Below are 24,249 nucleotides of genomic sequence, written 5' to 3'. Positions count from 1 at the left end.
CTCGTCGCGGCACGCTGCCCCGCCCTGAGCGCGGCGGGGCAGCGTGTGAACGAGGGGTGTCGCCTGTGGCCCGTACCTGGCGGCGGGTCAGATCTTTTGCAGCACGTACGTTCCCGTGCCGTCGGTCTTGCCTTCGCTGTACTGGCGCATGGCCGTGTCGTCCACCACGCGTTCCTGCCCGACCATGTATCCGTTGGCCTTGAGCTGGAGGCCGATCAGGTCGCTGCCGGGGACGTCGCGGTAGAGGTAGAAGCGCTGGTAGTCATCGACGGTGCGGCAGGGGTCCATGCGGAACATCGCGCCTTCGGCTTCGCTGTGGTCCGTCATCGTGGCGCATCGGCCCTTGTAGCTGTTGACCAGGGCGTACTCGGTCTTGCCGTTGCTCTGCGGTCCTTCGCACATGCTCCACGTGCCGCCTTCGGGCAGGCGCGGCCCGGGCCGCAGCCGGAAGTAGTCACCAGCGCCGTACGTCACCCAGAACAGCTTGCTGTCCGGGGTTCCGATGCGGTACTTGCCCGGCAGGCAGGTGAATCCGGGGGGCGCCCCTTGGGCCCCGCGCTCGCTGTTCACGGACGCCTCCGGACCCTTGCCCTGGCCCTTGTGCGCCTTGCCCGGTGCGGGAGCCTCGGTGGCGCGCTTCTTCGCCGCCGCGCCGTCGCAGCCGAGGATCTCCTGAGCCTTCTTCATGATGGTCCCGGCGGGCACCTGGTCCTCGCAGCGGATCGCGCCCTCCTCGATCGTGGAGAAGGTCGTGTACTGCCCGCCGGGGCGCTCCGTCCACTGAGTGGCGTACGTGCCGTCACCGCGGTCGACCCGGTCACAGTTCAGGCTGGCGTACTCGCCGGTGACCTTGCGCGTGCCCTGGTACAGGCCGTAGTAGCCGGGCTGCGTGAAGTTCCAGGTGATGGTCTGTTCCTCGGAGCTGGTGGTGGCGGTCGTCTTCTTGACGGTCCGGTTCACCGCGGTCTCGGCTTTCACCAGCACCTTGAAGGCGAACCCGGTGGTGATGGTGGTGGACGTGCCGACCTCGACCGTGACCTGCGTCTGCGTGCTGAGCTTGACCGACTGGCTGCCCGTGGAGCCCGCCGTGACGAAGTAGCCCTTGAAGTGCGTGATGGTCGGCTCGGCCTTGACGCTCTTGATGAACGGGTACCGCTTGCCCAGGTCAGCGGACGTACACGCCTCACCCGCCTTCGGGTCCGCCGCCGCGGCCGCGGGGCTCGCGAGGGTCGTCACGCTGACCAGCGCCGAGGTCGCGACGAGCGCGAGCGCGGCGGTGCCGGTGGTAAGGCGGCTGAGTACGGGATGCACCTGTCTGAATCGCATGGCCCCTCCTGCTGTCGATGGCTACGGCCACGAAGGCCTCGCCGATCAGGCAAGCCTGCGGAAACTTCCACCCCAGCGACACCACGGAATCCGTCATGCTCATGGCCGGATGCCGACGCAGCCGCCCCTTACGCCCCGGCGGGTCGAACTCGCACGGATCCGTTGCAACATGGCCTGATCTGATCGCTCTTCAGCGTGATCCAAGAAATACGTGGCCGCCCCAATGATTGAAAAGCGCCCCACCGGACACAAGTTGTCTAGACCGCACTGCCGTCGTCTGAAATGGGAACCCGCATGCCCACAAGAGACCGGCTCCACCGATTCCTCCTGCCCACAGGGCTCGCCCTGGTCCTCGGCGCCACACTGGGCGCCACCCCCTCCACCGGGGCACCCGCTGGAACGAACACCGGCGCCGCGGAGGCGTACGACCTCGTCATCCGGCGCGGCCACGTCATCGATCCCAAGAACGGCATCGATGACGTGCGCGACGTCGCCGTGAAGGACGGAAAAATAGCCAAGGTCGCGGCGAACATTGACACTTCGGCCACGAAGCAGACCGTCGACGCGGAGGGCGAGTACGTCACGCCAGGCCTGATCGACCTGCACGCGCACCTGTTCTCCGGTCCGGAGAACGCCTACGCGAACGGCAAGAACGGCGTCGCGCCCGACGGGTTCACCTTCCGCTCCGGCGTCACCACCGCGGTGGACGCCGGATCCGCGGGAGCCGCCAACTTCGACCTCTTCAAGAAGAACACCATCGACCGCTCCAAGACCCGCGTGCTCGCCTTCCTCAACATCGTCGGCAAGGGAATGGCGGGCAACCCGGCGGAGCAGGACCTCAGCGACATGAAGCCGGGCCCGGCCGCCGAGAAGGCCCGCCAGAATCCGGACACGATCGTCGGCATCAAGACAGCGCACTACGAGGGACCGGAATGGACGCCGGTCGACAACTCCATCCAGGCAGGCAAGGACGCCAACATCCCGGTGCTGGTCGACTTCGGCGAGCCCCGCCCCGAACGCCCCCTCAAGACGCTGCTCACCGAGAAGCTGCGCCCCGGTGACATCTACTCACACGCCTACTCCGGAAACCGCGGCGAGCTGGGCGCGGACGGCAAGCTCAACCCGGCGATGCAGCAAGGACGCGACCGCGGCGTCCTCTACGACGTCGGCCACGGCGGCGGCAGCTTCGGCTGGCGCGTCGCGGTACCGGCGCTGAAGGAGGGCTTCACCCCCGACGCCATCTCCACCGACCTGCACATCACCAGCATGAACTCGGGCATGAAGGACATGTCCAACCTGATGTCGAAGTTCCTCGCCCTCGGCATGCCGCTGAAGGACGTCATCAACGCCTCGACCTGGAAGCCCGCACAGTCGATCAAGCGACCCGACCTGGGGAACCTCTCGGTGGGCGCGCCCGCCGACATCGCGGTCTTCGCCAAGCAGACCGGCACGTTCGGGTACGTGGACAGCTTCGGCTTCCGCCTCGACGGCACCCAGAAGCTGAACACGGAGCTCACCGTCCGCGGCGGCGAGGTGGTCTGGGACCTCAACGGCAAGGCGGCCAAGAAGTGGACCCCGACCGCGAAGCCGACCGGCGGGACGCCGGAACACCACTGAGCAGCTAGCGAAGGAACGCTGAGCGGTTCCAGCTCGCGCCGCTCGTCGCCGGACACCGCAACGACGCGGTGCCTGGCGGCGAGCGGCTGGGTGCGTGGGGCCGCGCGTCGACGACGCCGCGTTCGCGCCTTCTCCCGTGGCGGGCCGTCGAGTTGACGGGGGCCGTGCCGAGTCCAGCGTGTACGAGCAAGGACCGTCTCGCTGCGAACCCCCGCAAGCTCGCCCAGTACCAGGCATCCGGCTTCGGTATGTTCGCCGCGCACACCAGCCAGTCCACGTCCACGACACCACCAGGCACGCCTACCTACAGGCGGAAGCAGACGTCAGAGCCACCGGCCGACCCAGACTGGCCGCTTTGCGGGACTCCTTGCCCCGCTCCGCCACCCCCGCGCAGCGCGTGCCCAGGGCCGCTCACCGGTCAGCCGCACAGGCTAGCCGGGACTCGAAGCCGTCGAGGATGGCCCGCAGGCCGAACGCGAAGCTGTCGTCGGGCGCGGCGGCGTACTGCTCGGCGGAGAGCGTGCCGAGGCGTGCGCGCAGCCGTGGGTAGGGGGTGGCGGCCTCGGCGGCCCGGGTCACGGCGTCGGTCATCAACTGCTCGGCGTCCGCACCGTTCTTGCCGAGGCGGCGCTTCAGGGAGACCTCCGCGGCGGGCCCGAGCGCGCTGCCGAGGACGAAGATGAACACCGTGGCGGCGGCCCGGTCCGCGTCGGCGGGGGCGAAGCCCGCCTTCTCGTAGACGCCGAGGCTGAGGTCGTCGCAGCGCGCCTTGCCCGGGCCGTACATGAGATGGCTGCCGAACGCCTGGCCGAGCCAGGGGTGCCGGGTGAGCATCGCGTGCATGCCGGTGGCCTGGGCGGTGGCGGCCGCGCGCCAGTCCATGGCGTCGAGGTCGGGCTGCTCGACCTCGAGCCAGATCATGTCGCTGGCGAGCCGGACGAGTTCGTCCTTGGTCTTGATGTGCCAGTAGACGGCGGTGGCGGCCGAGCCGAGCCGTTTGGCAAGGCTGCGCATGTTCAGGCCGTCCAGGCCCTCTTCGTCCAGCAGCTCGATGGCCGCACGGACGATCCGGTCTGCGGTAAGCGTGTCTCGCGGCATGGTCACCACCCTACTTGAACTTAGTTCACGCGGGGTCTTGCACTTAGTTCGAGTCGGGGTCTACGCTCACTCGCACTTAGTTCAAGAACGTGAAGGGGAAGCGATGCCGCAGTCGCAGTCGCAGTCGCAGTCGCAGGAGAAGCTGGCGGAAGCGGTCCAGGCGCGGGCCACGGAGTTCGGGGTTCCCGGCATGTCCGTCGGGATCCTGATGGACGGCCAGGAGGTCTTCGCGTCGCACGGCGTGACGAGCCTCAGCGACCCGACGCCGGTCGACGAGAAGACGCTGTTCCATCTGGCGTCGGTGTCCAAGACGTTCACCGCGACCGCGCTGATGCGCCTGGTCGCCGAGGGCAAGGTCGACCTGGACGCGCCGGTGAGCCGCTACGTCCCCGAGCTGAGGCTCGCCGAGGAGGACGCCGCGGCGCGGATCACCGTCCTGAACCTGCTCAACCACACCGCGGGGCTTGACTGGAACCTCATCGACGACGGCCACGGCGACCGCTCCCTGGCCGGGCTCGTGGCCAAGCTGCACGCGCTGCCGCTGATCGCGCCGCCCGGCGCCCGCGCCTCGTACAGCCAGGCCGGGTACAACCTGGTCGGGCGGATCATCGAGAAGGTCACGGACCTGCCCTTCGAGCAGGCCGTGGCCTCGCTGGTCCTGGAGCCCGTGGGCCTCACGGACACCGTGTACGGCCTGGCCGAGGTGATGGTCCGCAAGTTCGCGGTGGGCTACAACCGCGACGACGACGGCGCGTTGCGGCCCGCCCGCCCGTGGGGGGCCTTCCGGGAGGGCGGCCGTGCCGACAATCCCGGCGGCGGCCTCGCCTCGTCGGCGAGCGACCTGCTGCGCTGGGCGCGGTTCCAGCTCGGCGACGGCGAGGGCGTGCTGCCCGCGCGGGCTCTGCACCGCATGCGGGAGCGGACGGTCGAGCTGCGCTCCAGCTCGCTCGGTGACGGCTTCGGCATCTGCTGGTTCCTGCACGACTTCGACGGCGTCCAGGGGATCGGGCACGGCGGCTCGGGCACCGGGCAGTTCGCCGAACTGCTCATCGTGCCGGAGCGGAACTTCGCGGTGGTCGCCCTGTCGAACGTCGGCCCCGACGGCTACACCTGCAACCAGTCCGTGGTGAAGTGGGCGCTGGAGCACTACCTCGGCGTCGTCGAGAGGGACCTCGAACCGGTCCCGTACGACGAGTCGCTGGCCCGGCAGGTCACCGGCCGCTACGACATCGACGCCATGACCGTCGACGTCACCACCGACGGCACCCGCCTCACCGTGGCCGTGGAGATCAAGCCGGAGATCCGGGAGGCCTCGGACGAGGAGATGCCGCCCGGCTACCCGCCCGCGACCATCGGCTTCCTCCCCGGCGACGGCGACGAGTACCTCGTCCTGGACGGCGGCCTCAAGGGGGAACGCGGCTTTTTCTCGCGCGACTCCGACGGCACCGTCACGGGCATCGACATCGGCGGCCGGCTCTTCAGCCGGGTGCGCGACACGCCCTGACCGGCCTCGACAGGTTGTCAGGCTCATACGGAACGCTTTTGCTCAGCGGGGTCTCTCACTACCCGTACAGCTGTACCCCCTCTGAAAGGAGTTGTTCCGCATGGTTCGTCGCGTTCGTGTCCTGCTGCTGACCGCCCTGGCGCTGGTCGCGAGTACGGTGATGTCGTCCGCTCCGGCCTCCGCCGTCATCGGCGGGTCGAAGAGCACGTACGGTCCCTGGGCGGTGCGCATGCTCGTGGACGGCAAACCGGCGTGCACCGGCACGGCCGTCTCCCGCCAGTGGATCCTCACCGCCTCGCACTGCTTCTACGAGCAGGCGCAGCCGGTCGCCGACAAGCGGATCTCCTTCCGGGTGGGCCATCTCGACATGCGCAAGGGCACGACGGTCCGCCCCATACCCCGCAAGCGTGTGGGCAGCGCGCACGCCGACATGATGCTCATCAAGGTCACGCCGATGCCGACGAAGGTCCGCACGGCGCGCCTGTCCACGGTCGGCGTCAAGCGCGGCCAGCTCGTGCGCCAGTACGGGTGGGGCGCCACCTGCACCACCGACGAGAGCTCCTGCCAGTCCCCCGTCCTCAAGCAGTCCAAGCTGAAGGTCGTCCGGCCCAACGACCCCCTGTGCGCGAGGTCCACCACACCGGGCGGCCCCGACTTCTGCATGAAGAAGGTGTCCGGGATTCCCGCCGGGGGCGACTCCGGAGGCCCGGTGATGACCGTCGGCCCGCGCGGCACCGAGACGCTCATCGGCGTCTTCAACGGCTCCGACCGGGAGAAGAGCGCCGAGGCCGGGGAGGTCTCCCAGCAGCTCTCCTGGATCCGCTCGGTCATCCGCCGATAGCACCTGATAGCACCGACGGAACAGATCCCTGCCCTCGGGGTCACGTCGCCGCCCTGCGCGGCGACGGAGCCCCGGGGGGGCAGGGGCGCAGCCGGGTCGCCGTGCGGACCAGCTGGCCCCTTGTGCGGTATTCCACAAGCCGCCGTCACCCGCGAACGCACCCGCCACGCTGAGGGTGAGCCATCCGCTCACCACCCGCGCTCCCCCGGCTGGAGGCCTTCGTGGCGTACGTGCCCGCTCAGCCCGTCCACCCTCATCAGGGCCTCGCCCCCGATCTGTTCCTGCCGCTCGCGGCCTCGCTGCCCACGGGCGTGTGCGTCGTCACGAGCCTTGCTGTGTCGGGGGCTCCGGCGGGCATGACGTCGGGGGCGGTGTGCTCGCTGTCGCGTGAACCCCCGCTGATGCTGGTGTGCATGGGGCACGAGTCCCGCACGCTGGCCGCCGTCCTCGGTCACGGCGCGTTCTGCGTGAACGTCCTCGCGGCCGACGCCGCCGCGCTGTCCCGGCGCTTCGCCGGGCAGCCGCCGCAGCAGGCGGACAAGTTCGCCGGGGTCGGCTGGCGGCCCGCCCACAACGGCACGCCCGTCCTCACCGAAGGCACGGTCGCGTATGTGTCCTGCGAGGTGCTGCGGACCGTGGACGGCGGCGACCACACCGTCGTCATCGGCCTGGCCGTGGAGGGCGAGCACCGGCCGGAGTCGGTACCGCTGCTGTATCACCGCAGGCGGTACGCGGGGTTCTCGCCGTAGTTGCGTCCGGGGCCAGCAAGGGCCCGGTGGCGGTGTGGGCGCCGCGCGGACCGCGGGCGCGCGGCCGCCAGCCACCGCGAGACGGCCGACGGCAGCCCGGCAGCCCGGCAGCCCGGCAGCCCGGCAGCCCGGCAGCGTACACACCTCCAACTCCCCTGCTCAAGCCGCCTGTTCGCAGACGCGCGCGTCCGTCATCGCGCCCCGCTCTCGTCGTCACCCCGGCCACCGTCCCGCCCCGCCACCAGCCCGCGGGCCCGCACGTGACGAACTCCACAACCGCGTTGACCGCCGCCCACCGGCCTCAGCACACTCCTCGACCACCGGCAGGTCCCGCCAGGACCGCCGCGCGAGCCGGGCAGGCGGCCCGACCGCTCCGAGGGAGCCCCGCATGCGCTTCTCGATCTACCTCAACGCCCAGACCCGCGGCCCGCACGAGGACGTGGGCATCATCGAGACCCTGGCCCGCCAGGCGGTGGAGGCCACCGACGCGGGCTTCGCCGGGGTCGCCCTCACCGAGCACCACTTCTCCGGCTACAACACCTACGGCGACAACTTCATGTTCGCCGCGCACCTGGCGCCCCAGGTGCGCGCGGGTGTCAAGTTCTGCCTCGCGGTGGCCGTGCCGCCGCTGCACAACCCGATGCGCCTGGCCCAGCGGTGCAACCTGCTCGACGTCCTCACCCGCGGCGAGCTGATCGTCGGCTTCGCCGCGGGCGGCTCGCCGCTGGAGTACGCGGGCCTGGGGCGCGACCCGGCCCAGCGGCACGCGCAGCTGGCGCACAACCTGGACGTCATGGAGGCGGCCCTGGCCAAGCGGCCCGACGACCCGCCCCTGGAGTGGAAGACCGCCTTCGAGCACGGCACCCTGCACACGCGGATCATGCCGTCGGCCTTCCACCGCCCCGCGCCGCCCTTCGCCCGCGCCACCCAGAGCGACGACGGCGCGCGCTGGACCGGCGCCAAGGGCTGGTACCTGTTCACCGCCCGCGAGAAGCCGGACCGCCTGGCCGCCCGCTGGCGCACGTACGAGCAGGCACTGCGTACGGGCGCGGCCAGGCTGTCCGAGGACGAGGTCCAGGAGCGTCTGGACTGGAGCATGGTGCAGAAGCAGGTGTACGTCGCCGACTCGCGCGAGCAGGCCGAGCGCGAGACCCGTGCCCGCCTGGTCCTGCTCGGTGAGAGCCAGCGCCGCAGCTTCGGCGCGGTCCGGGACCTGCGCGACGCCGAACACCTCAAGAGCGTGGTCGGCGTCTCCCCGCAGGACCCGGACTCCTTCCTCGGCCACGCCATGGTCGTCGGGGATCCGTCGACGGTGCGCGAGGAGCTGCGCGCCTATCAGGACGCGGGCATCCGGCACATGGCGCTGGTGTTCCACTACGGGTTCATGGACGCCGCGGCCTCCGACCGCTCCCTGCGCCTGTTCCTCGACGAGGTGCTGCCCGCGTTCACCGCCCCGCACTGAGCCGCCCGCGTCCGCTCGCCCTCACCCCCGTGGAGCCGCCATGGAAGCCTCATACGCCATCGACGTCCCGGCCGCCGTCGACGCGGGACTGTTCGCGCTGCGCCTCGCCGTGGCCGTGATCATCACGTATCACGGCACGGAGAAGCTGTTCGGCTGGTGGGGAGCGGAGGGTCTGGACGGCACGGCCGCGTTCTTCGCGCGCGTCGGCTACCGGCCGCCGCGCGTCATGGCGGCGGTGGCGGGAGTGTCGGAGACGTCGGGCGGCGTCCTCCTCGCGCTCGGCGCCCTCACTCCGCTCGCCACGGCGGTCCTCGTCGGGACGTTCGTGAACATCCTGCTGCTGCACGTCCGCAACGGTCTTTCACGCGGGCGGGGCGGCTTCGAGTACGAGCTGGTGCTCCTCGCGGGCACCTGCTGTGTCGCCCTGGCGGGGCCCGGCGCCTGGTCGCTCGACGAACTCGCTGGTGTGCGCGGTGAGTTCGGGCCGTGGGGATGGGTGTCGGTGGCGGCCGGGGTGCTCGCCGGGGTGTGCGTCTCGGCGAGCCGTGCGTCCGGCGGCGGTGGGGGCGCCGCCGGACGCGGGAAGCCCGCGGCGGGCACCGCGCCCGCGCCCCCGAGCACGGCGGCCGAGCGCGTCATCGCGGTGCGGCGGCGGCTCGCGCCGCTGTGGCGCGGGTTCGTGGGGGCCGCCGCGCTCGCGCTCGCCTTCGAGGTCTTCGCCCGCCTTGGCCTGATGGACCGTCGGCTCCTGCCGCCGTCCAGCGTGATCCTGCCGGAGACGGCGCGCCTGCTTCTCGACGCGGAGTTCCTCGGCGAGGTCGGCCACACGCTGCGGGCCATGCTCACCGGCATCGGCATCGCCTGCGCGGTGGCCGTGCCGGTCGGCGTGCTGCTCGGCTCGTACGCGCTGCTCACCAAGGCACTGACACCCCTCATCGAGTCACTGCGGTCCGTGCCCGGCATCGCGATCATCCCGCTCCTCGTGCTCGTCCTTGGCCAGGGCGCACGCATGGAGGCGACCCTCGTGGCGTTCGTGACCACCTGGCCGCTGCTCTTCAACACCATGTACGGGGTGCGCGGCGCGGACCGCGTGGCCGTGGAGACCGCGCGCAGCTTCCGCGTCGGCACGCTCACCACCTGGTGGCGCGTCGTGCTGCCCGGCGCGCTGCCGCTCATCCTCACCGGCCTGCGCGTGGCCCTGTCCACCGGCCTGACCGTCGCGGTCGCCGCCGAGATCGCCGTAGGCACCCAGCACGGCATCGGGCACGTCATCCTCGCCTCCAGCCACGCGGGCTTCCACGCGGACGTGGTGTTCGCCGCCGTCACCGTCGCCGGGATCCTGGGCTTCCTGCTCAACTCCCTCACCGACGCGGTCTCCCGCCGGGTGACGGCCTGGAGCACCGGTGAGGCGTCATGACGACGACCCTCGCCCCCTCGCCCGCCCCCGCCACCGGAGGGACACCCGCGCGTCGCCGGACCCCCGGCCGCCGTCTGCGCGCCCTCGTGGGCGGCACCCTGATCCGGGTCGTGCCCGCCCTCGTCGCCGTCCTGCTGTGGCAGTGGGCGGCCGCCACCGAGCACTCCCCGTACTACCCCACCCCGGCCGACATCGCCGCGCGCGTGCGCGACCTGTGGTTCTCCGCGCCGCTCGCCGACGGCGTGCTCACCGACCGGTTCTGGCGGGACGCCGGGCCCAGCGTGCTGCGCGCCCTCGGCGGCTGGGCGCTCGGCGGCGCGGCGGGCATCGTCCTCGGCCTGGTGGCCGGGCAGTGGCGGCGGGCCGCCGGGTACATCGACCCGCCCGTCACCTTTCTGCGCTCGCTGCCCAAACCTGCCATCGTCCCGGTGTTCCTGCTGGTCTTCGGCGCCGGTGACGTGATGCGCGTGGGACTCATCGCGTTCGGCTGCACCTGGCCGGTGCTGCTCAACACCATGCAAGGGGTACGCGCCGTCGACCCCGTACAGGTGGACACGGCCCGCGCCTTCCACATCCCGGTGCGCACCCGCCTGCTCCGCATCGTGATCCCCGCCGCGCTGCCGAAGACCACGGCGGGACTGCGCATCACCCTGTCCCTCTCCTTGATCCTGATGGTCCTGTCCGAGTGGCTGCTCGCCGACAGCGGGCTCGGACACTTCCTCATCACCGCCCAGCGCACCTTCGAGATCCTCGACATGTGGGCCGCGATCGTGCTGCTCGGCCTCCTCGGCTATCTGCTCAACCTGCTGTTCATGGCGGTCGAGAAGCGGGTGCTGCGCTGGCACCGGCAGCTGTCGGCGCGCGGCTGAGCCCCACCCGTGCCGGTTCACCACGCCCACCACGCCCACCACGAAAGGACGATCGTGAGCGCAGTGGAGGTCAGGGACCTCACCAAGACGTACGGCAAGGGGGCCGCGGCGCACACCGCGCTGCGCGACGTGTCCTTCGCCGTGGCCGAGGGCGAACTGCTCTCCGTGGTCGGCCCGTCCGGCTGCGGCAAGACCACGCTCCTGAAGTGTGTCGCCGGGCTGCTGCCCGCCACCTCCGGCGGTGCGTGGGTGCTCGGCCAGCGCGCCGACGGCGTACCGGACGGACTCGCCGTCGTCTTCCAGGACTACAGCCGGTCGCTGTTCCCCTGGATGCGGGTCGGGCGCAACGTCGGCTTCCCGCTGCGCTCGCTGGGCCTCGGCCGCGCCGAGCGGCGCGAGCGGGTGGCGCGCGCCCTGGCCTCGGTGGGGCTCGCGGACAAGGCCGACCGCTATCCGTGGCAGCTTTCGGGCGGCATGCAGCAGCGCGTGGCGATCGCCCGGGCGCTCGCCTACCGGCCCCGGGTCCTGCTGATGGACGAGCCGTTCGCGTCCGTCGACGCGCAGACCCGGGCGGGCCTGGAGGACCTGACCCGGCGCGTGCACCGCGAGGCGGGGATGACGATCCTCTTCGTCACCCATGACATCGACGAGTCGGTGTACCTCGCGGACCGCGTCCTGGTCCTTCGCCGCTCCCCCGGCGGCGTCCTCACCGAGATGGACGTCGACCTGCCGGACGTACGCGACCAGATCACGACGAAGTCGCTGCCGGAGTTCGTACGGCAGCGGAGCCTGGTGGCGCGGCACATCCGGACGGCCTCCGGTGCCCAGGACACGGCCGCCGAGAGCGACGCGGCACCCGGCGAGGGCGATCCCGCCGGGCCCCCGCGTCGGACAGCCGTCCCCAACTGACCGCGCGCCCACAGCCGCCCCCTCCTCCGAAGGGATCGTCATGCCCCCGCGCACCCTCCGTACCGCACCTCTCCTCTCCGGCGCCGCCGCCGCGTCGGCGCTCGCGCTGCTCGCCGCGTGCGGCGGGTCCGGCGCCCCGGCGAAGGCCGCCAAGGACGCCGAAGGGCGGACCGTCATCCGTGTCACCTACCCCACGAACGTCAGCAACGTCCCGCTCCACATCGCCCGCGACAAGGGCTACTTCAAGCGCGAGGGCCTGACCGTCAAGCCCGAGGCGGACCTCGGCTCCGGCAGCACGGTCGAGGCGGTCGTCGGCGGTCAGGTGGACATGGCCTGGGCGAACACGGTCGGCCAGCTCACCGCGTACGGCAAAGGCATCGACATCAAGCTGGTCGCGATCACCGACCTCGCGCGCCGGGGCAGCCTGCAGGTCCTGGTCGAGAAGGGCTCGCGCGCCCGGGGCCTCGCCGACCTCAAGGGCCGCAAGGTCGCGGTCCTCGCGCCGACGACGATCTGCATCCTCAACATCCGCTCGGCGCTCAAGGCGCGGGGCCTGCCCACCGACGCCATCGCGTTCACACCGGTGTCACCGCCCGAGCACGCCAACGTCCTGTCCTCCGGTGAGGTCGCGGCGACGTGCACCAGCGACCCGTTCCGCACCCAGATGGTGCGCGAACTCGGCGCCCGCTCCGTCTTCGACACCGAGAGCGGCACGCTGAAGGGCTCGCCGGTGGGCGGCTACCTCGTCACGTCCGCCTTCGCCAAGGCCCACCCCAAGGAGATCACCGGATTCCGCAAGGCGATGGAACGAGCCACGCGGTACGCCAACGACCACCCCGAAGAGGTACGCGCGCTCCTGCCGGGCTTCACCGGCACGGACGCGGACGTGGCGGCGGAGGTCGTCATCAACCGCTACCTAGAGAAACAAGACCCCGCCACAGTACGGCCGTTGGTATCACGCGTGGCCGCGGCCATGCGCGAGTACGGCCTTGCCGACAAGCCCATCGACGTGTCCGGCTTCTACGCGACGGGAAGGTAGCCGACCCATGCCCCAGCCACCATCCAACCCGTCCGACAGGTCCTCCTCTGACCCGGCCGCCACCATCCCATCCCTCCCATCCCTCGTCGGCCCCAGACCCCCGCTGCCCCACACCCCCGAGGAGCGACGCAACCTGGAGACGATCCTCGCCCTGCGGCACGCGGGCGTCGAAGGCCGCGGCGCGTTCCTCGCGCCGGATTGCCGCGTCCACCGCCATGGCATGGCCCACTTGGCCTCCCGTGGCGGCTTCGCCCCCGGCACCGGCTACACCGCGGCCTCCTTCGCCGACCGCGTGGACCGGATCGAGGACATCATCGCCAAGGGTGACCGCGTCTGGGCGATCTGGACGCTCCAAGGCACCCACACCGGCCCCCTGTTCGGCATCGAGGCCACGGCCCGCCGCGTCGCCGTACTGGAACTGGGCATCTGGCGCCTGGCGAACGGGAAGGTCACCGAGGCCTGGTTCTTCGCCGACGACTACGGCCTCGCGGAGGCGCTCGGGCTCTTCGCGGCCGGTGCCGGGTGAACGCTGTGGCATAGCGAAGCCGGGCATGGGCCCTTGTTCGACGACTGCCGCGATGGAGTCAGCCAGTGGCCGACGGGCTTGGACGGATTCCTCGCGGACCGCTCCTCGCCTGCGGCCACCACGGCCCCTTTGGGGTTCGAACCCGGGCCAGGCGATCGCCATGATCACGGGTGGAGGCTGGCTGTGCCCATCACGCGCACGCCCGTCTCCTCCCCAGGGCGCAGAGGCACGGAACCCGCGATCCGGATGTCGACCGGCGTGTCATGGCCCCGGACGGCGACCGTGACCATCGCGTCATGGCCGTAGTACGCGACGTCGGTCACCGTGCCTCTGACCGAGCCCTCGGAGTCCGGGGCGGTCAAGAGGAGTTGTTCCGGGCGGAGCACCAGCGTGCCGGTGCCGCGGACGTCGGGCGGGGTGGCGGTGAGGGGTACGGTGCCCAGGGCGGTGAGGGCCGTGCCGTCGAGGACCGTGGCGGGGAGCAGGACGGCGTCGCCGACGAACGCCGCGGTCCAGGGGTCGGCGGGGTGTTGGTAGAGGTCCTGCGGGGTGTCGCACTGGGCGACCCGGCCGTCGCGTACGACGGCGACGAGGTCGGCCGTGGACAGGGCCTCTTGCTGGTCGTGGGTGACGAGGACGGCCGTGGCGCCGGTGGCCCGCAGCGCCGCCCGCACGTCGGAGCGCACTCCCGCCCGCAGTGCGCTGTCCAGGGCGTTGAACGGCTCGTCGAGCAGGACGAGTTGGGGGCGTGGGGCGAGCGCGCGGGCCAGGGCGACGCGCTGCTGCTGGCCGCCGGACAGCTCGTGCGGCATGCGGCTGCCGTATCCGGCGAGGCCGACAAGATCCAGCATCTCCTCGGTGCGGCGGCGGCGTTCGGCTCTGTCGACTCCCGTCAGCCCGAAGGCGACGTTGCGGGCCACGCGCAGGTGCGGGAAGAGCGCGCCCTCTTGGGGGACGATGCCGATGTGGCGCCGCTCCGGCGGGAGGTGGACACCGGGCCTCGCCAGGATCCGGTCGCCGAGCCCGACGGTGCCCGCGTCGGCGCGCAGGAATCCGGCGACGACCCGCAGCGCGGTGGTCTTGCCGCAGCCGGAGGGGCCGAGCACGGCCGCCAGCGCGCCCGCGGGGACGGCGAGGTCGAGCCCGCGCAGGACCGGCTCCCCCGTTCCGTAGGACTTGGTGAGGCCGTCGACGCGCAGTCCGTTCATGTCCGGTGCCTGCCTAGGAGGTACGAGGGGACGGCGGCCAGCAGGATCAGTGCGGCGGCGTAGGGGGCGGCGGCCGCGAAGGATCCGGCACCGGTCTCGGTCCACAGCCGGGTGGCGAGGGTGTCCATGCCGGTGGGGCGCAGGAGCAGGGTGGCGGGCAGCTCCTTCATGCAGACCACGAAGGTGAGCGCGGCCCCCGCGGCCACGCCGGGCGCGGCCAGGGGCACGGTGATCTCGCGCAGGACCTGCCAGGGTCGTCGCCCCAGCGAGCGGGCCACGTCTTCCAGGACGGGCGGTGCCTGGAGCGCGGCCGCGCGCGTGGCGGCCACCGCGACGGGCAGGAACAGCACGGCGTAGGCACAGACCAGCAGCGGGAGTTCCTGGTAGAGCGGGTAGGCGTAGCGGACGGCGAAGAACACCAGGGAGAGCGCGACGGTGATGCCGGGCAGGGCGTGCCCCGCGTACGCCGCCTGCTCAAGCAGCCGGGCGCCGCGTCCCCGGTGGCGGGCGGCGATGACGCCGATCGGCAGGGCGAGGGCCGTGGTGAGGCCCGCGCCCGCCGCCGCGACTCCGAGCGCCGTCCAGGCTGTCGCCATGAGCCCGTCGAGGTCCCAGGTGGCCGAGGTGCCGACGGCCAGCCAGTACCCGAGCGTGCACAGCGGGAAGGCGGTGGCGGCGGCCGCGACCGCCGAGCACCACAGCAGGGCGAGCGGCCGCCAGCGGCCGAGGGCGACCGGGACCGCCGGGCGGGCGGCGCCCGTGCCGGTCCTGGCGTGTCCGGCGCGTCCGCGCGTGCGGGCCTCGGCGGCCACCAGCGCGATCGTCATCACGACGAGCACCACACTGAGGGCGGCGGCCGGTGTCCGGTCAAAGGAGGCGCGGTAGGAGGTGTGGATGGCCCGGGTGAAGGTGTCGTACCGCATCAGGGACACGGCGCCGAAGTCGGAGAGCACGTACAGCGCGACGAGCAGTGCCCCGCCCGCGGCCGCGGGCCGTAGCTGCGGGAGCGTGACCCTGACGAACGTCCGCAGCGGCCCGTGCCCGAGGGAGCGCGCGGCCTCCTCCTGCGCCGGGTCGACGCCCCGCAGCGCGGCGGCGACCGGCAGGTAGACGTACGGGTAACTGACCAGCGTCAGGGCGAGCGCGGCGCCGCCGAACCCGGCGAGGCCCGGCTCGGCCGACAGCCAGGCGAACGCGGCGACGTAGCTGGGCACGGCCAGCGGCAGCGCGGCGATGACCGACCAGGCGCGGGCTCCGGGCAAGGCGGTGCGCACGGTCAGCCAGGCCAGGGACACGCCGAGGACCAGGCAGCCCGCCACGACCACGGCGCTCAGGCAGAGGCTGCGGCCGAGGAGGTCCAGGGTGCGTTCGTCGGCCACGACGTCCCAGGCGAAGGCCGGGCCGCGTTCCAGGGCGCGGACGGCGAGGTAGCCGAGGGGCAGCAGCGCGATGAGGACGGCCGCGCAGGCGGGGACGAGCAGGATCAGGGGTGGCCTCGGGTGGGACGTACGCGGCCTTCGTTCCGTACGCGGCCTTCGGGGCGTACGAGGCCCGCGCGACATACACGGCCCGCGCGGCGTACGCGTCCTGCGCGATGCACGCGTCCTGCCCGGCGCGCGCGCAGTGGAGGGCGAGGTGCGCACGGCGGTCAGACCAGTCCGACGTCCTGAAGCATGGCCAACGTCTCCTGGAGGGAGTCCAGTTCGCCGAGGTCGATGTCGGGAGACTGCAGCGACGCGAACGGGGGCAGGCCCTTCACGGTGCTGGTGACGCCCGCAGCGAGCGGGTACTCCTTGGTCTCGTCCGCGAAATAGGTCTGCGCCTCCTTCGAGAGGAGGTAGTCCACGGCCTTCCGCGCGGTCTCGCCCTGCCCGCTGTCCTTGAGGATGCCCGCGCCAGCGACGTTGATCAGCGCGCCGGGGTCCTTGCCGGGCAGGAAGCGCAGCTTGGAGCCGACCTTGCCCTGACCCCGCTCGGCGACACGCTCGTACCAGTAGTAGTGGTTGACCAGGCCGAGGGAGACCTCACCGGACTCGACGGCGTCCAGGGTGGCGAGGTTGTGCGCGTACGCCTTGGCGCCGTTCCCCTTCAGGTCCCGCAGCCATTCGCGCGTGACCTCGTCGCCCTTCAGCACCCGCATCCCGGTGACGAAGGCCTGGAAGGAGGCGTTGGTGGGCGCGAAGCCGACCTTGCCCTTCCACTGGGGCTCGACGACGTCGAAGACGCTGGTGGGGACGTCGTCCTCGCTGACCTGGTCCGGGTTGTACGCGAGGACGCGGACGCGTCCCGACAGGCCGACCCAGTCGCCGCCGGAGCCCCGGTAGGCCTCGTCGACCTTGTCGAGGGTGGCCGGTGTCAGCTTCCGCAGCCTGCCCTCCTTGGACAGGGCGCCCAGCGCTCCGGCGTCCTGGGAGAAGAAGAGGCCGGCCTTGGTGCGGCCGCCCTCCTCCAGGATCTGGGCGGCGAGTTCGGCGCTGTCGCCGTACCGCACCTCCACATCGGCGCCGATGGCCTGCTCCAACTTGTCCAGAAGTGGCTGGATCAGCTTCTCGTTGCGACCGGAGTAGATGACGAGAGATGAGCCGTCACCGCCACCACCGTCCTCGCCGTCAGCGCCGCACGCCGCGAGAGGGGTGAGCAGCAGACCGGCTGCGACCAGCACAGTCATCCGTCGAACCGGGGAGCGTCGCATGGCGTGTGCCTTCCTGCGAGGCTCGCCTTCACGCCGCCGGTGATGTCGGTGAACCGCGACGAGGAAGCGAGGGGGAAGCGATCCTGTGGCTGCGCTGTGGCTCAATTGCGACCATGCCATAAATTAGGTAACACTTACCTAACCGTCAAGGGTCTGTGCTAATGCGGACGTTGCCGCAGAAAGGGCGCGCCCCATGCGTCACGCCTCCCAGTCGCTCCCCGCCCCGCCCCTACCGCCCCCAGTGCCCCCGCTGCCGCCCAACGGCGTGCCGTTCGCGCGCCGAATCGCGGCATACGGCGACCGCGTCGCTCTCATCACGCCGCAAGGGCAACTCCCGTACCGCGAGCTGGCCGAGCGGGTCGCCGCTACCGTCGAACTCCTCGGCCCCGTACGCCGGTTGGTGCTCCTCGCCGGAGCCAACCGGGCCGACGCGATCGTCACGCACTTGGCCGCCCTGTCCGCCGGTCACCCCGTACTGCTCGTCCCCGGCGACAGCGAGAGCACGATCCGTTCGCTGACCCAGGCCTACTCCCCCGACGTCGTGGCCCGCCCGGATGCCCGCGGGGCGTGGACCTTCGACGAGCGGCACCGCACCAGCGCCCACACCCTCCACCCGGACCTCGCCCTGCTCCTGAGCACCTCCGGCTCCACCGGCTCGCCCAAGCTGGTGCGGCTCTCCCACGAGAACCTCCAGGCCAACGCCGAGTCCATCGCCGCCTACCTCGGCATCTGCGACTCCGACCGGGCGGCCACCACACTGCCCATGCACTACTGCTACGGCCTGTCCGTCCTCCACAGCCATCTGCTGTGCGGAGCCGGTCTTTTGCTCACTGAGCGGTCGGTGTCCGAGGCGGCCTTCTGGGAGGAGTTCCGCGCCGCCCGCGGCACCTCGCTGGCGGGAGTGCCGTACACCTTCGACCTGCTCGACCAGGTCGGCTTCGCGGACATGGCCCTGCCGCACCTGCGCCGCGTCACCCAGGCCGGGGGCCGCCTCGCGCCGGAACGCGTCGCCCGTTACGCCGCGTTGGGGCGCCGCTCGGGCTGGCAGCTGTTCGTGATGTACGGCCAGACCGAGGCCACGGCCCGCATGGCCTACCTCCCGCCGCGGCTCGCCGCCGAGCGCCCGGAGGCCGTCGGGGTGCCGATACCCGGCGGCTCCTTCCGCCTCAGGCCGGTCGACGGCCACGGCCCGGACGTCGGGGAACTGGTCTACACGGGGCCGAACGTGATGCTCGGATACGCCCGGAGCCCGGCCGACCTCGCCCTCGGCCGGACCGTGCAGGAACTGCACACCGGTGACCTCGCCCGGCGCGCGGCCGACGGCCTGTACGAGATCGTGGGCCGCCGCGGCCGCTTCGTGAAGATCCTCGGACTGCGGATCGACCCTCAGCGCGTCGAGTCCCTGCTGGCGGAGCACGACGTCACCGCGTACTGCGTAGGGGACGGCGAGGCCCTCGCGGTGGCCGCGCTCGCGAGCACCGGCGAGCGGAGGCGGATCCGCCAACTGATAGTGGCGGGGTGCGGGCTGCCGCCACGCGCCGTACGGGTCCAGGTCCTCGACCGACTCCCCCGCCTGGCCACCGGCAAGCCCGACTACGAGGCCGTACGGCGACTGACGCGCCCCGCGCCACGGGCCCCCGATCCCGGCGAGAGCCTCCGCCGCCTCTACGCGGAGGTCCTCGACCGCGCCGACGTCACCGAGGACAGCAGCTTCGTCAGCCTGGGCGGGGACTCACTGTGCTACGTCGAGATCTCCCTGCGCCTTGAGGAGACCCTCGGCCAGCTGCCCGCCGACTGGCACACGAGGACGATCCGCGAACTGCGCTCCACGGGGGCGCGCGGGCCCCAAGGACATGGCCGTCCGGAGCCGCGAGGGCCCAGGTCCGCGGCCCGAGGGCTCCCGAAGGCGCCGCGCTCCTGGACGGCTCCGGCGTCCTGGCGGACGCGCCGCACGCTGGAGACCGGCATCGCCCTGCGCGCCGTCGGGATCGTCCTGATCGTCGGCACGCACGTCCAGGTCTTCAGCATCAGGGGCTTCGCCCACATCCTCATTGGTGTCGCGGGCTACAACTTCGCCCGCTTCCAGCTCACCGACGCCGCACGCCACGAGCGCGTACGCCACCTGTGGCGCAGCATCGCCCGCATCGCGGTCCCGAGCATGGTGTGGATCACCGGCGCGGTGCTCCTGACCGACTTCTACGACCCGGCCAACGCCGTGCTGCTCAACAGCCTGCTCGACCAGGGCACCGAACGGTTCGAGTGGGCCTACTGGTTCGTGGAGGCCCTGGTCTACTTCCTCGTCGCCCTCGCCGCCCTCATGGCCGTGCCGCTCCTGGACCGCCTTGAGCGGCGGTACGCGTTCGGCGTGCCGCTGGCGCTCACGGCCGTCGCCCTGGTCGGCCGCTACGACCTGCTGGGCCCGGCGTCCGTCCATCCGCACCTGGACCCCGCGGTGGTCTTCTGGCTGTTCACACTCGGGTGGGCGGCCGCGCGGGCCGGCACCGTGCGGCACCGTGCGCTGCTGACGGCGGTGCTACTGCTCACCGTGCCCGGCCTCTTCGAGGACCAGCCCCTGCGCACGACCCTCGTGATCGTCGGGTTCGGGCTGCTGATCTGGGTACCGGCCCTGCCCAGCCTCGGCCCGCTCAACACGCTCGCGGGCGTCCTGGCGAGCAGTTCCCTGTACATCTATCTGACGCACTACCAGGTCTACCCCTACCTCCAGGAGGACTTCCCCCTCACCGCCCTGTTCACCTCGCTCGTGGTCGGCGTCGGCTACGCGGCCGTCGTGACGCGGGTGACGCGGACGGTCCGGTGGCTGTGACCGCGCTCCTCCGCCACCGGCGGCCCACCCCGAGGCCCACGCGACCCGACACGCATCCGCACATGAACTCACGTACATATCCGGCTGGTTGACAGTATGTTGTGTGAGAACCATTGGACGCAGGCCAGAGGGGTGTTCTCCGTGAGGGACGGCGATCCGGCACAGCGGGCACTAGCCAAGATCGACACCTCGGTGCCGCATTCGGCGCGGATCTGGAACCACTGGGTGGGAGGCAAGGACAACTACGAGGTCGACCGCGCGGCCGCGGACCAGGTGCGGGAGGTGTTCCCGGGCATCGTCGACGACGCCCGTCACTCCCGGGCGTTCCTGGCGCGGGCCGTCCGCTACCTCGCGGAGGAGGAGGGCATCCGGCAGTTCCTCGACATCGGCACGGGCCTGCCGACCGCCGACAACACCCACGAAGTCGCCCAGCGGGTGGCACCGGAGTCGCGGATCGTCTACGTCGACAACGATCCCCTGGTACTCGTGCACGCCCAGGCCCTGCTGACCAGCCGCCCCGAGGGAGCCTGCGACTACATCGACGCCGATGTGCGAGCCTCGGACCGCATCCTGGCGGGAGCCGCCAAGACCCTCGACTTCAGCCGCCCCGTCGCCCTGATGATGCTGGGGATCCTGGGCAACGTCCCCGACTACGACGACGCGCTGGCGGCACTGAAACGCCTGCTGGACGCCCTGCCCTCCGGCAGCTATCTCGCGGTCAACGACGGCACGACCACCAACGCGGAACGCAACGAGGCCGTCCGCCAGTACAACGAGAACAGCGGCAGCCCCCACCCCTACACCAACCGCAGCCCCGAGCAGATCGCCGCCTACTTCAACGGCCTGGCCCTCGTGGAGCCCGGCGTGGTTCCCACCTCACTATGGCGCCCCGAACCGACCTCGCCGCACACCACCGACGTCGCGGTGCTGTGCGGCGTCGGCCGCAAGGACTGACACCGCACCCCCTGGACCCCGCTCACCGGCTGCCGCCCCCTGCGCCACAGGATGGTGACGCAACGTCAGAGCGCCGGGCGCACCACGGCAGCGCTTCGCGTGGCGCTGCCCGCCCGCCCCGTTACGGCCGCGTGACTCAACTCCCGTATGGCTGTGAACAGATGCTGCGAATCTGATTCTCGCCTGCCCGGGTTCCTTCTCAAACCCGGGCTCTCACGGGAGGACACCCATGCGCAGAACAGTGACATCGTCCGCCGCCGCCACAAGGCTCGCCCTAGTAAGTGCCGCTGGCCTCACGGCCCTGAGCCTCTCGGTGTACTCGGCCCACGCCACGGACGCGTCGGATCCGCCGCCTGACCCGACGGCGCAGGTCGTCGGTGGCGAGCTGGCCAAGAAGGGCGAGTTCCCCTTCATCGTGTGGCTGAACATGGGCTGCGGAGGCACGCTGTACGCGAAGGACATCGTCCTGACCGCCGCCCACTGTTTCGAGGCCTCCGGACCGGTGCGCAACGTCACCGTCACCGCGGGCGCCACCGACCGCAAGGACCCGCGGGCCATCAGGATCAAGGCCACCAAGGTCGTCCAGGCTCCCGGCTGGGCCGGCATCGGCAAGGGCAAGGACTGGGCGCTGCTCAAGCTCGCCAAACCCGTGAAGCTACAGAAGGGCAAGGTCGAGCTGCTGCCCATCGCCACCGACAAGAAGTACGACAAGGGTGTGTTCACCGTGGCCGGGTGGGGCGCCACCCGTGAGAGCGCGACCCAGATTCCGCGCCATCTGCGCAAGGCCAAGGTGCCGTTCGTCTCCGACGCCACCTGCAAGACCGCCTACCCCAGGGGGTTCACCCCCCAGGAGGAGATCTGCGCGGGCTATGTCGAGACCGGCGGCGTCGACACCTGCCAAGGCGACTCCGGCGGCCCGATGTTCCGCAACGACAACAAGGGTCGCCGACTGCAGGTCGGCATCGTCAGCTGGGGCGATGGCTGCGCCCGCCCCGGCAAGCCGGGCGTGTACACCGAGGTGTCCACCTTCGCCAAGGACATCGCCAAGGCGGCGCGCACCCTGTAGCGGCGACGATTCGTGGACGGCCGCACCTCCGGACGTGCCTCCGGACGCGCCTCCGGACGTACGAAGTTACGCGCACGTCTGGCCGTCCACGGACCCCTCACCCGCAGCGGATGTGGTCTGCGGCCGCGCGTATCGTGCGGTCGCCGGTCACCGGCGGGCACGTCCCAGACACGAGGTCACCGCGGCGGGCCGATGACGACCTGTCCGTAGGCATCGGCCGCGGCCGCGAGCGCTTCCCTGGAGATTTCGAAGTCGTCCGGCCTGGGGGTGGACAGATCGCGACCGGCCTGGCGGAACATGCCCTCCAGTCCGCCGGGTGTGGCGATGAGCAGCAGGTCGGCGGTGTCGGAGGTGATGCGGTAGCCGTGCGGGATGTTCCTGGGCAGGTAGACGATGCCTCCCTCCCGCATCTCCATCTCCTCATCCCCGGCCCACAGCAGGGCGGTCCCTTTGATCAGCATGAACACCTCGTCCTCACGGGTGTGCATGTGGAAGGGCGGCGCCTCTCCCTTGGCGACGTCGAACCGGCCGACGGTGAGCTGCCCGTCAGTGGCCGCGGAGTCCAGCAGGATCGTGAAGGTGCTACCGGCCAGCCATTCGAGTCTCTGCTGCTGATCGGGCTGGGCCAGGTACGGGATGCTCATCCGCGACTCCTTCCGGCGCGTGTGGTGCCGGGCCAGGTGTCCAGCACCGCGGAAGGAACGCCTCCCGGCGGAGACCGGGGCGGTGCCGGTCGAGCGGCGGCACACCACCGGCGCACGCATAGAAGCCGCGGGCGTCCCCCCACACCACCGTAACGGCTCGCCGTCTACGACACCTGGACCCTCATCAGCCATCTAGCGGCCCGCACCCAGCGCATCACCCTCGTGCCCACGGTGGCCAACCTGCCGCTGCGCCCACCGGCCATGCTCGCCAAGGCCGCCGCCAGCCTGGACGTCCTCACCGGCGGTGGCCGCCTCCAACTCGGCCTGGGCGCGGGCGCCTTCTGGGACGTCATTGCGGCGATGGGCGGGCCGCGACGCGGCGCCAAGGCGGCGGCGGACGCGCTCGAGGAGGCCATCGCCGTCGTGCGGCTGATGTGAAGCGGGCAGCGGTCGGTGCGCTTCACCGGTCAGCACTACACCCTGGCCGGAGTGCACCCGGGCCCGGCCCCGACGGCCGGGCTCGGCATCTGGCTGGGCGCGGTGGGACCGCGCACGCTGCGGATGACCGGGGCCCTGGCGGACGGCTGGATGCCCTCGCTCGGCTTCGTCGGCCTGGACCGCCTGCCTGAGGCGGTGGCCCGGGTGAACGCCGGAGCCGAGTCGGCCGGGCGCGATCCGGCCACGATCCGCAAGGTCTACAACCTCAACGGCATCATCGGCCCCGAGTCCGCCGAGCCGTTCCAGGGCTCACCCACCCAGTGGACCGACCAAATCGTCGGCCTGGTGCGGGACTTCGGCATGAACGCCTTCGCGTACTGGCCGCACGCCGACCACGACCGGCAACTGCTCCGCTTCGCCCACGAGGTCGTCCCGGCGGCCCGCGCGGCGCTCAACGACTGAACGCCGCCGCGCGTGGGCCGTACATCACAAACCGCTGCCCCTGCCCCTGCGTCAGCCGAGTTCCTGGGACCCGAGCTCCTTCATAGCGCCTGCGTGGCGATGCGCCGGTCGTGCGCGTCGAGAACGACGACGCTCCTCGCGACGCCGCGGCCGTCGTCTCCGTCCCACCAGTCCACGAAAGTCCTGGCGAACTTCTTGGCCTGATGCCCCGAGGCGTAGTCGGTGCGCACTTCGACGTCGTAGTCAGGCCCGGTGAGCTTGACGGTGAAGAGTTGGTCAGCGTGCCGGGCCAGGGCCTCGTCCCCCTCGCCGCGCGCCCACGCGCGAAAGTCCTTGAGAAGGGCGGGGTTTCCTTCCCGCTTGCTCATCGGGTGAGCCGGAGGTTCCTTCGGCGCGCCCGTCACCCCATCCTGGCAGCCCTTCACCCAGGATCCGCGGTCCCCGTCAGCGCGGGCGTCGGTCTCCAGGGCCCGGCGTGCACAACCACCATGTACGACTTCCCGTACCGCCGCGCCCTTGCCTCCCTCGTCGTAGACCTTACGGCCCGCCTCGTAACCAGCGGCGTAGTCCCGCTCGTGGCCAGGGGCCTTCTCGCCGTGTGGCG

At 71.5% G+C, this 24,249-nt stretch carries 20 protein-coding genes and 1 pseudogene; 14 read left to right on the top strand and 7 right to left on the bottom strand.

Translation table 11 applies throughout. The features are described from left to right. Positions 1-87: 87 nt before the first annotated feature. Positions 88-1,326 carry a hypothetical protein gene (locus tag AC07A4_RS17950; RefSeq protein ID WP_478599319.1) on the bottom strand — a complete coding sequence of 413 codons (1,239 nt, stop codon included), beginning with the start codon at positions 1,324-1,326 and terminating at the stop codon, positions 88-90. 294 nt (positions 1,327-1,620) lie between these two features. Between AC07A4_RS17950 and AC07A4_RS17945 the strand changes: the two genes are divergently transcribed. After that, entirely contained in the window at positions 1,621-2,943 is a 1,323-nt protein-coding gene (locus tag AC07A4_RS17945; RefSeq protein WP_478599317.1) for an amidohydrolase/deacetylase family metallohydrolase, read from the top strand. 411 nt (positions 2,944-3,354) lie between these two features. On the opposite strand, the gene AC07A4_RS17940 is transcribed toward AC07A4_RS17945, so the two are convergent. After that, positions 3,355-4,041 carry a TetR/AcrR family transcriptional regulator gene (locus tag AC07A4_RS17940; protein ID WP_478599315.1) on the bottom strand — a complete coding sequence of 229 codons (687 nt, stop codon included), beginning with the start codon at positions 4,039-4,041 and terminating at the stop codon, positions 3,355-3,357. Between the two features lie 103 nt (positions 4,042-4,144). Here AC07A4_RS17940 and AC07A4_RS17935 point away from each other — a divergent pair, with 103 nt between their 5' ends. The 9 genes from AC07A4_RS17935 to AC07A4_RS17895 all read left to right on the top strand — a co-directional run bounded on the left by AC07A4_RS17935 (position 4,145) and on the right by AC07A4_RS17895 (position 13,357). Beyond that, on the top strand, positions 4,145-5,545 hold the full coding sequence (locus AC07A4_RS17935; protein WP_478599313.1) for a serine hydrolase domain-containing protein: 1,401 nt from the start codon (positions 4,145-4,147) through the stop codon (positions 5,543-5,545). A 100-nt stretch (positions 5,546-5,645) separates the two neighbouring features. Then, on the top strand, positions 5,646-6,386 hold the full coding sequence (locus AC07A4_RS17930; protein WP_478599310.1) for a S1 family peptidase: 741 nt from the start codon (positions 5,646-5,648) through the stop codon (positions 6,384-6,386). Positions 6,387-6,607: 221 nt separating this feature from the next. Then, positions 6,608-7,135 (top strand): flavin reductase family protein, encoded by a 528-nt coding sequence (locus AC07A4_RS17925; RefSeq protein WP_478599307.1) that lies wholly within the window; start codon positions 6,608-6,610, stop codon positions 7,133-7,135. Positions 7,136-7,523: 388 nt separating this feature from the next. Continuing rightward, a complete protein-coding gene (locus AC07A4_RS17920) occupies positions 7,524-8,597 on the top strand; it encodes an LLM class flavin-dependent oxidoreductase (protein ID WP_478599304.1) in 1,074 nt (357 codons plus the stop codon). A gap of 40 nt (positions 8,598-8,637) precedes the next feature. Continuing rightward, complete coding sequence (locus tag AC07A4_RS17915; protein ID WP_478599302.1) at positions 8,638-10,014, top strand: ABC transporter permease subunit; 1,377 nt, start codon at positions 8,638-8,640, stop codon at positions 10,012-10,014. Further along, positions 10,011-10,883, top strand: a complete 873-nt coding sequence (locus AC07A4_RS17910) for an ABC transporter permease (protein ID WP_478599300.1) — start codon at positions 10,011-10,013, stop codon at positions 10,881-10,883. The genes AC07A4_RS17915 and AC07A4_RS17910 overlap by 4 nt, the downstream gene beginning before the upstream one ends. A gap of 51 nt (positions 10,884-10,934) precedes the next feature. Further along, the gene (locus AC07A4_RS17905; RefSeq protein ID WP_478599927.1) at positions 10,935-11,792 is read left to right on the top strand and encodes an ABC transporter ATP-binding protein; all 858 of its coding nucleotides are present in this window, start codon (positions 10,935-10,937) and stop codon (positions 11,790-11,792) included. 40 nt (positions 11,793-11,832) lie between these two features. Beyond that, positions 11,833-12,831 (top strand): ABC transporter substrate-binding protein, encoded by a 999-nt coding sequence (locus AC07A4_RS17900; protein ID WP_478599298.1) that lies wholly within the window; start codon positions 11,833-11,835, stop codon positions 12,829-12,831. A gap of 7 nt (positions 12,832-12,838) precedes the next feature. Further along, positions 12,839-13,357 carry an ester cyclase gene (locus AC07A4_RS17895; RefSeq protein WP_478599294.1) on the top strand — a complete coding sequence of 173 codons (519 nt, stop codon included), beginning with the start codon at positions 12,839-12,841 and terminating at the stop codon, positions 13,355-13,357. A gap of 164 nt (positions 13,358-13,521) precedes the next feature. On the opposite strand, the gene AC07A4_RS17890 is transcribed toward AC07A4_RS17895, so the two are convergent. The 3 genes from AC07A4_RS17890 to AC07A4_RS17880 all read right to left on the bottom strand — a co-directional run bounded on the left by AC07A4_RS17890 (position 13,522) and on the right by AC07A4_RS17880 (position 17,233). Further along, positions 13,522-14,565 carry an ABC transporter ATP-binding protein gene (locus tag AC07A4_RS17890; protein WP_478599292.1) on the bottom strand — a complete coding sequence of 348 codons (1,044 nt, stop codon included), beginning with the start codon at positions 14,563-14,565 and terminating at the stop codon, positions 13,522-13,524. Next, a complete protein-coding gene (locus AC07A4_RS17885; protein WP_478599289.1) occupies positions 14,562-16,127 on the bottom strand; it encodes an ABC transporter permease in 1,566 nt (521 codons plus the stop codon). The genes AC07A4_RS17890 and AC07A4_RS17885 overlap by 4 nt, the downstream gene beginning before the upstream one ends. Positions 16,128-16,213: 86 nt before the next feature. Beyond that, positions 16,214-17,233: an iron ABC transporter substrate-binding protein gene (locus tag AC07A4_RS17880; protein WP_478599286.1), complete on the bottom strand. Its 1,020-nt coding sequence runs from the start codon at positions 17,231-17,233 to the stop codon at positions 16,214-16,216. A gap of 217 nt (positions 17,234-17,450) precedes the next feature. On the opposite strand from AC07A4_RS17880, the gene AC07A4_RS17875 reads away from it, so the two are divergent. From AC07A4_RS17875 to AC07A4_RS17865, 3 genes are all read left to right on the top strand, one after another. Further along, positions 17,451-20,081: an AMP-binding protein gene (locus AC07A4_RS17875; protein WP_478599284.1), complete on the top strand. Its 2,631-nt coding sequence runs from the start codon at positions 17,451-17,453 to the stop codon at positions 20,079-20,081. 141 nt (positions 20,082-20,222) lie between these two features. Then, positions 20,223-21,035, top strand: coding sequence for an SAM-dependent methyltransferase (locus AC07A4_RS17870; RefSeq protein WP_478599281.1), 813 nt, complete (start codon positions 20,223-20,225; stop codon positions 21,033-21,035). Between the two features lie 229 nt (positions 21,036-21,264). Beyond that, the gene (locus tag AC07A4_RS17865) at positions 21,265-22,101 is read left to right on the top strand and encodes a S1 family peptidase (RefSeq protein ID WP_478599278.1); all 837 of its coding nucleotides are present in this window, start codon (positions 21,265-21,267) and stop codon (positions 22,099-22,101) included. A gap of 176 nt (positions 22,102-22,277) precedes the next feature. Here the strand turns inward: AC07A4_RS17865 and AC07A4_RS17860 are convergent, their stop codons facing one another. Next, positions 22,278-22,745, bottom strand: coding sequence for a cupin domain-containing protein (locus AC07A4_RS17860; protein ID WP_478599275.1), 468 nt, complete (start codon positions 22,743-22,745; stop codon positions 22,278-22,280). 177 nt (positions 22,746-22,922) lie between these two features. On the opposite strand from AC07A4_RS17860, the pseudogene AC07A4_RS17855 reads away from it, so the two are divergent. Next, a pseudogene (locus AC07A4_RS17855) lies at positions 22,923-23,645 on the top strand (LLM class flavin-dependent oxidoreductase); the annotation flags it as partial. Positions 23,646-23,725: 80 nt separating this feature from the next. Here the strand turns inward: AC07A4_RS17855 and AC07A4_RS17850 are convergent. Beyond that, entirely contained in the window at positions 23,726-24,013 is a 288-nt protein-coding gene (locus tag AC07A4_RS17850; RefSeq protein WP_478599273.1) for a hypothetical protein, read from the bottom strand. Positions 24,014-24,249: the final 236 nt, after the last annotated feature.

Source organism: Streptomyces sp. NPDC043996 (assembly GCF_056435225.1).
Note: the sequence above shows the minus strand (reverse complement) of the source record. Positions and strands in the feature narration are given on the sequence as shown.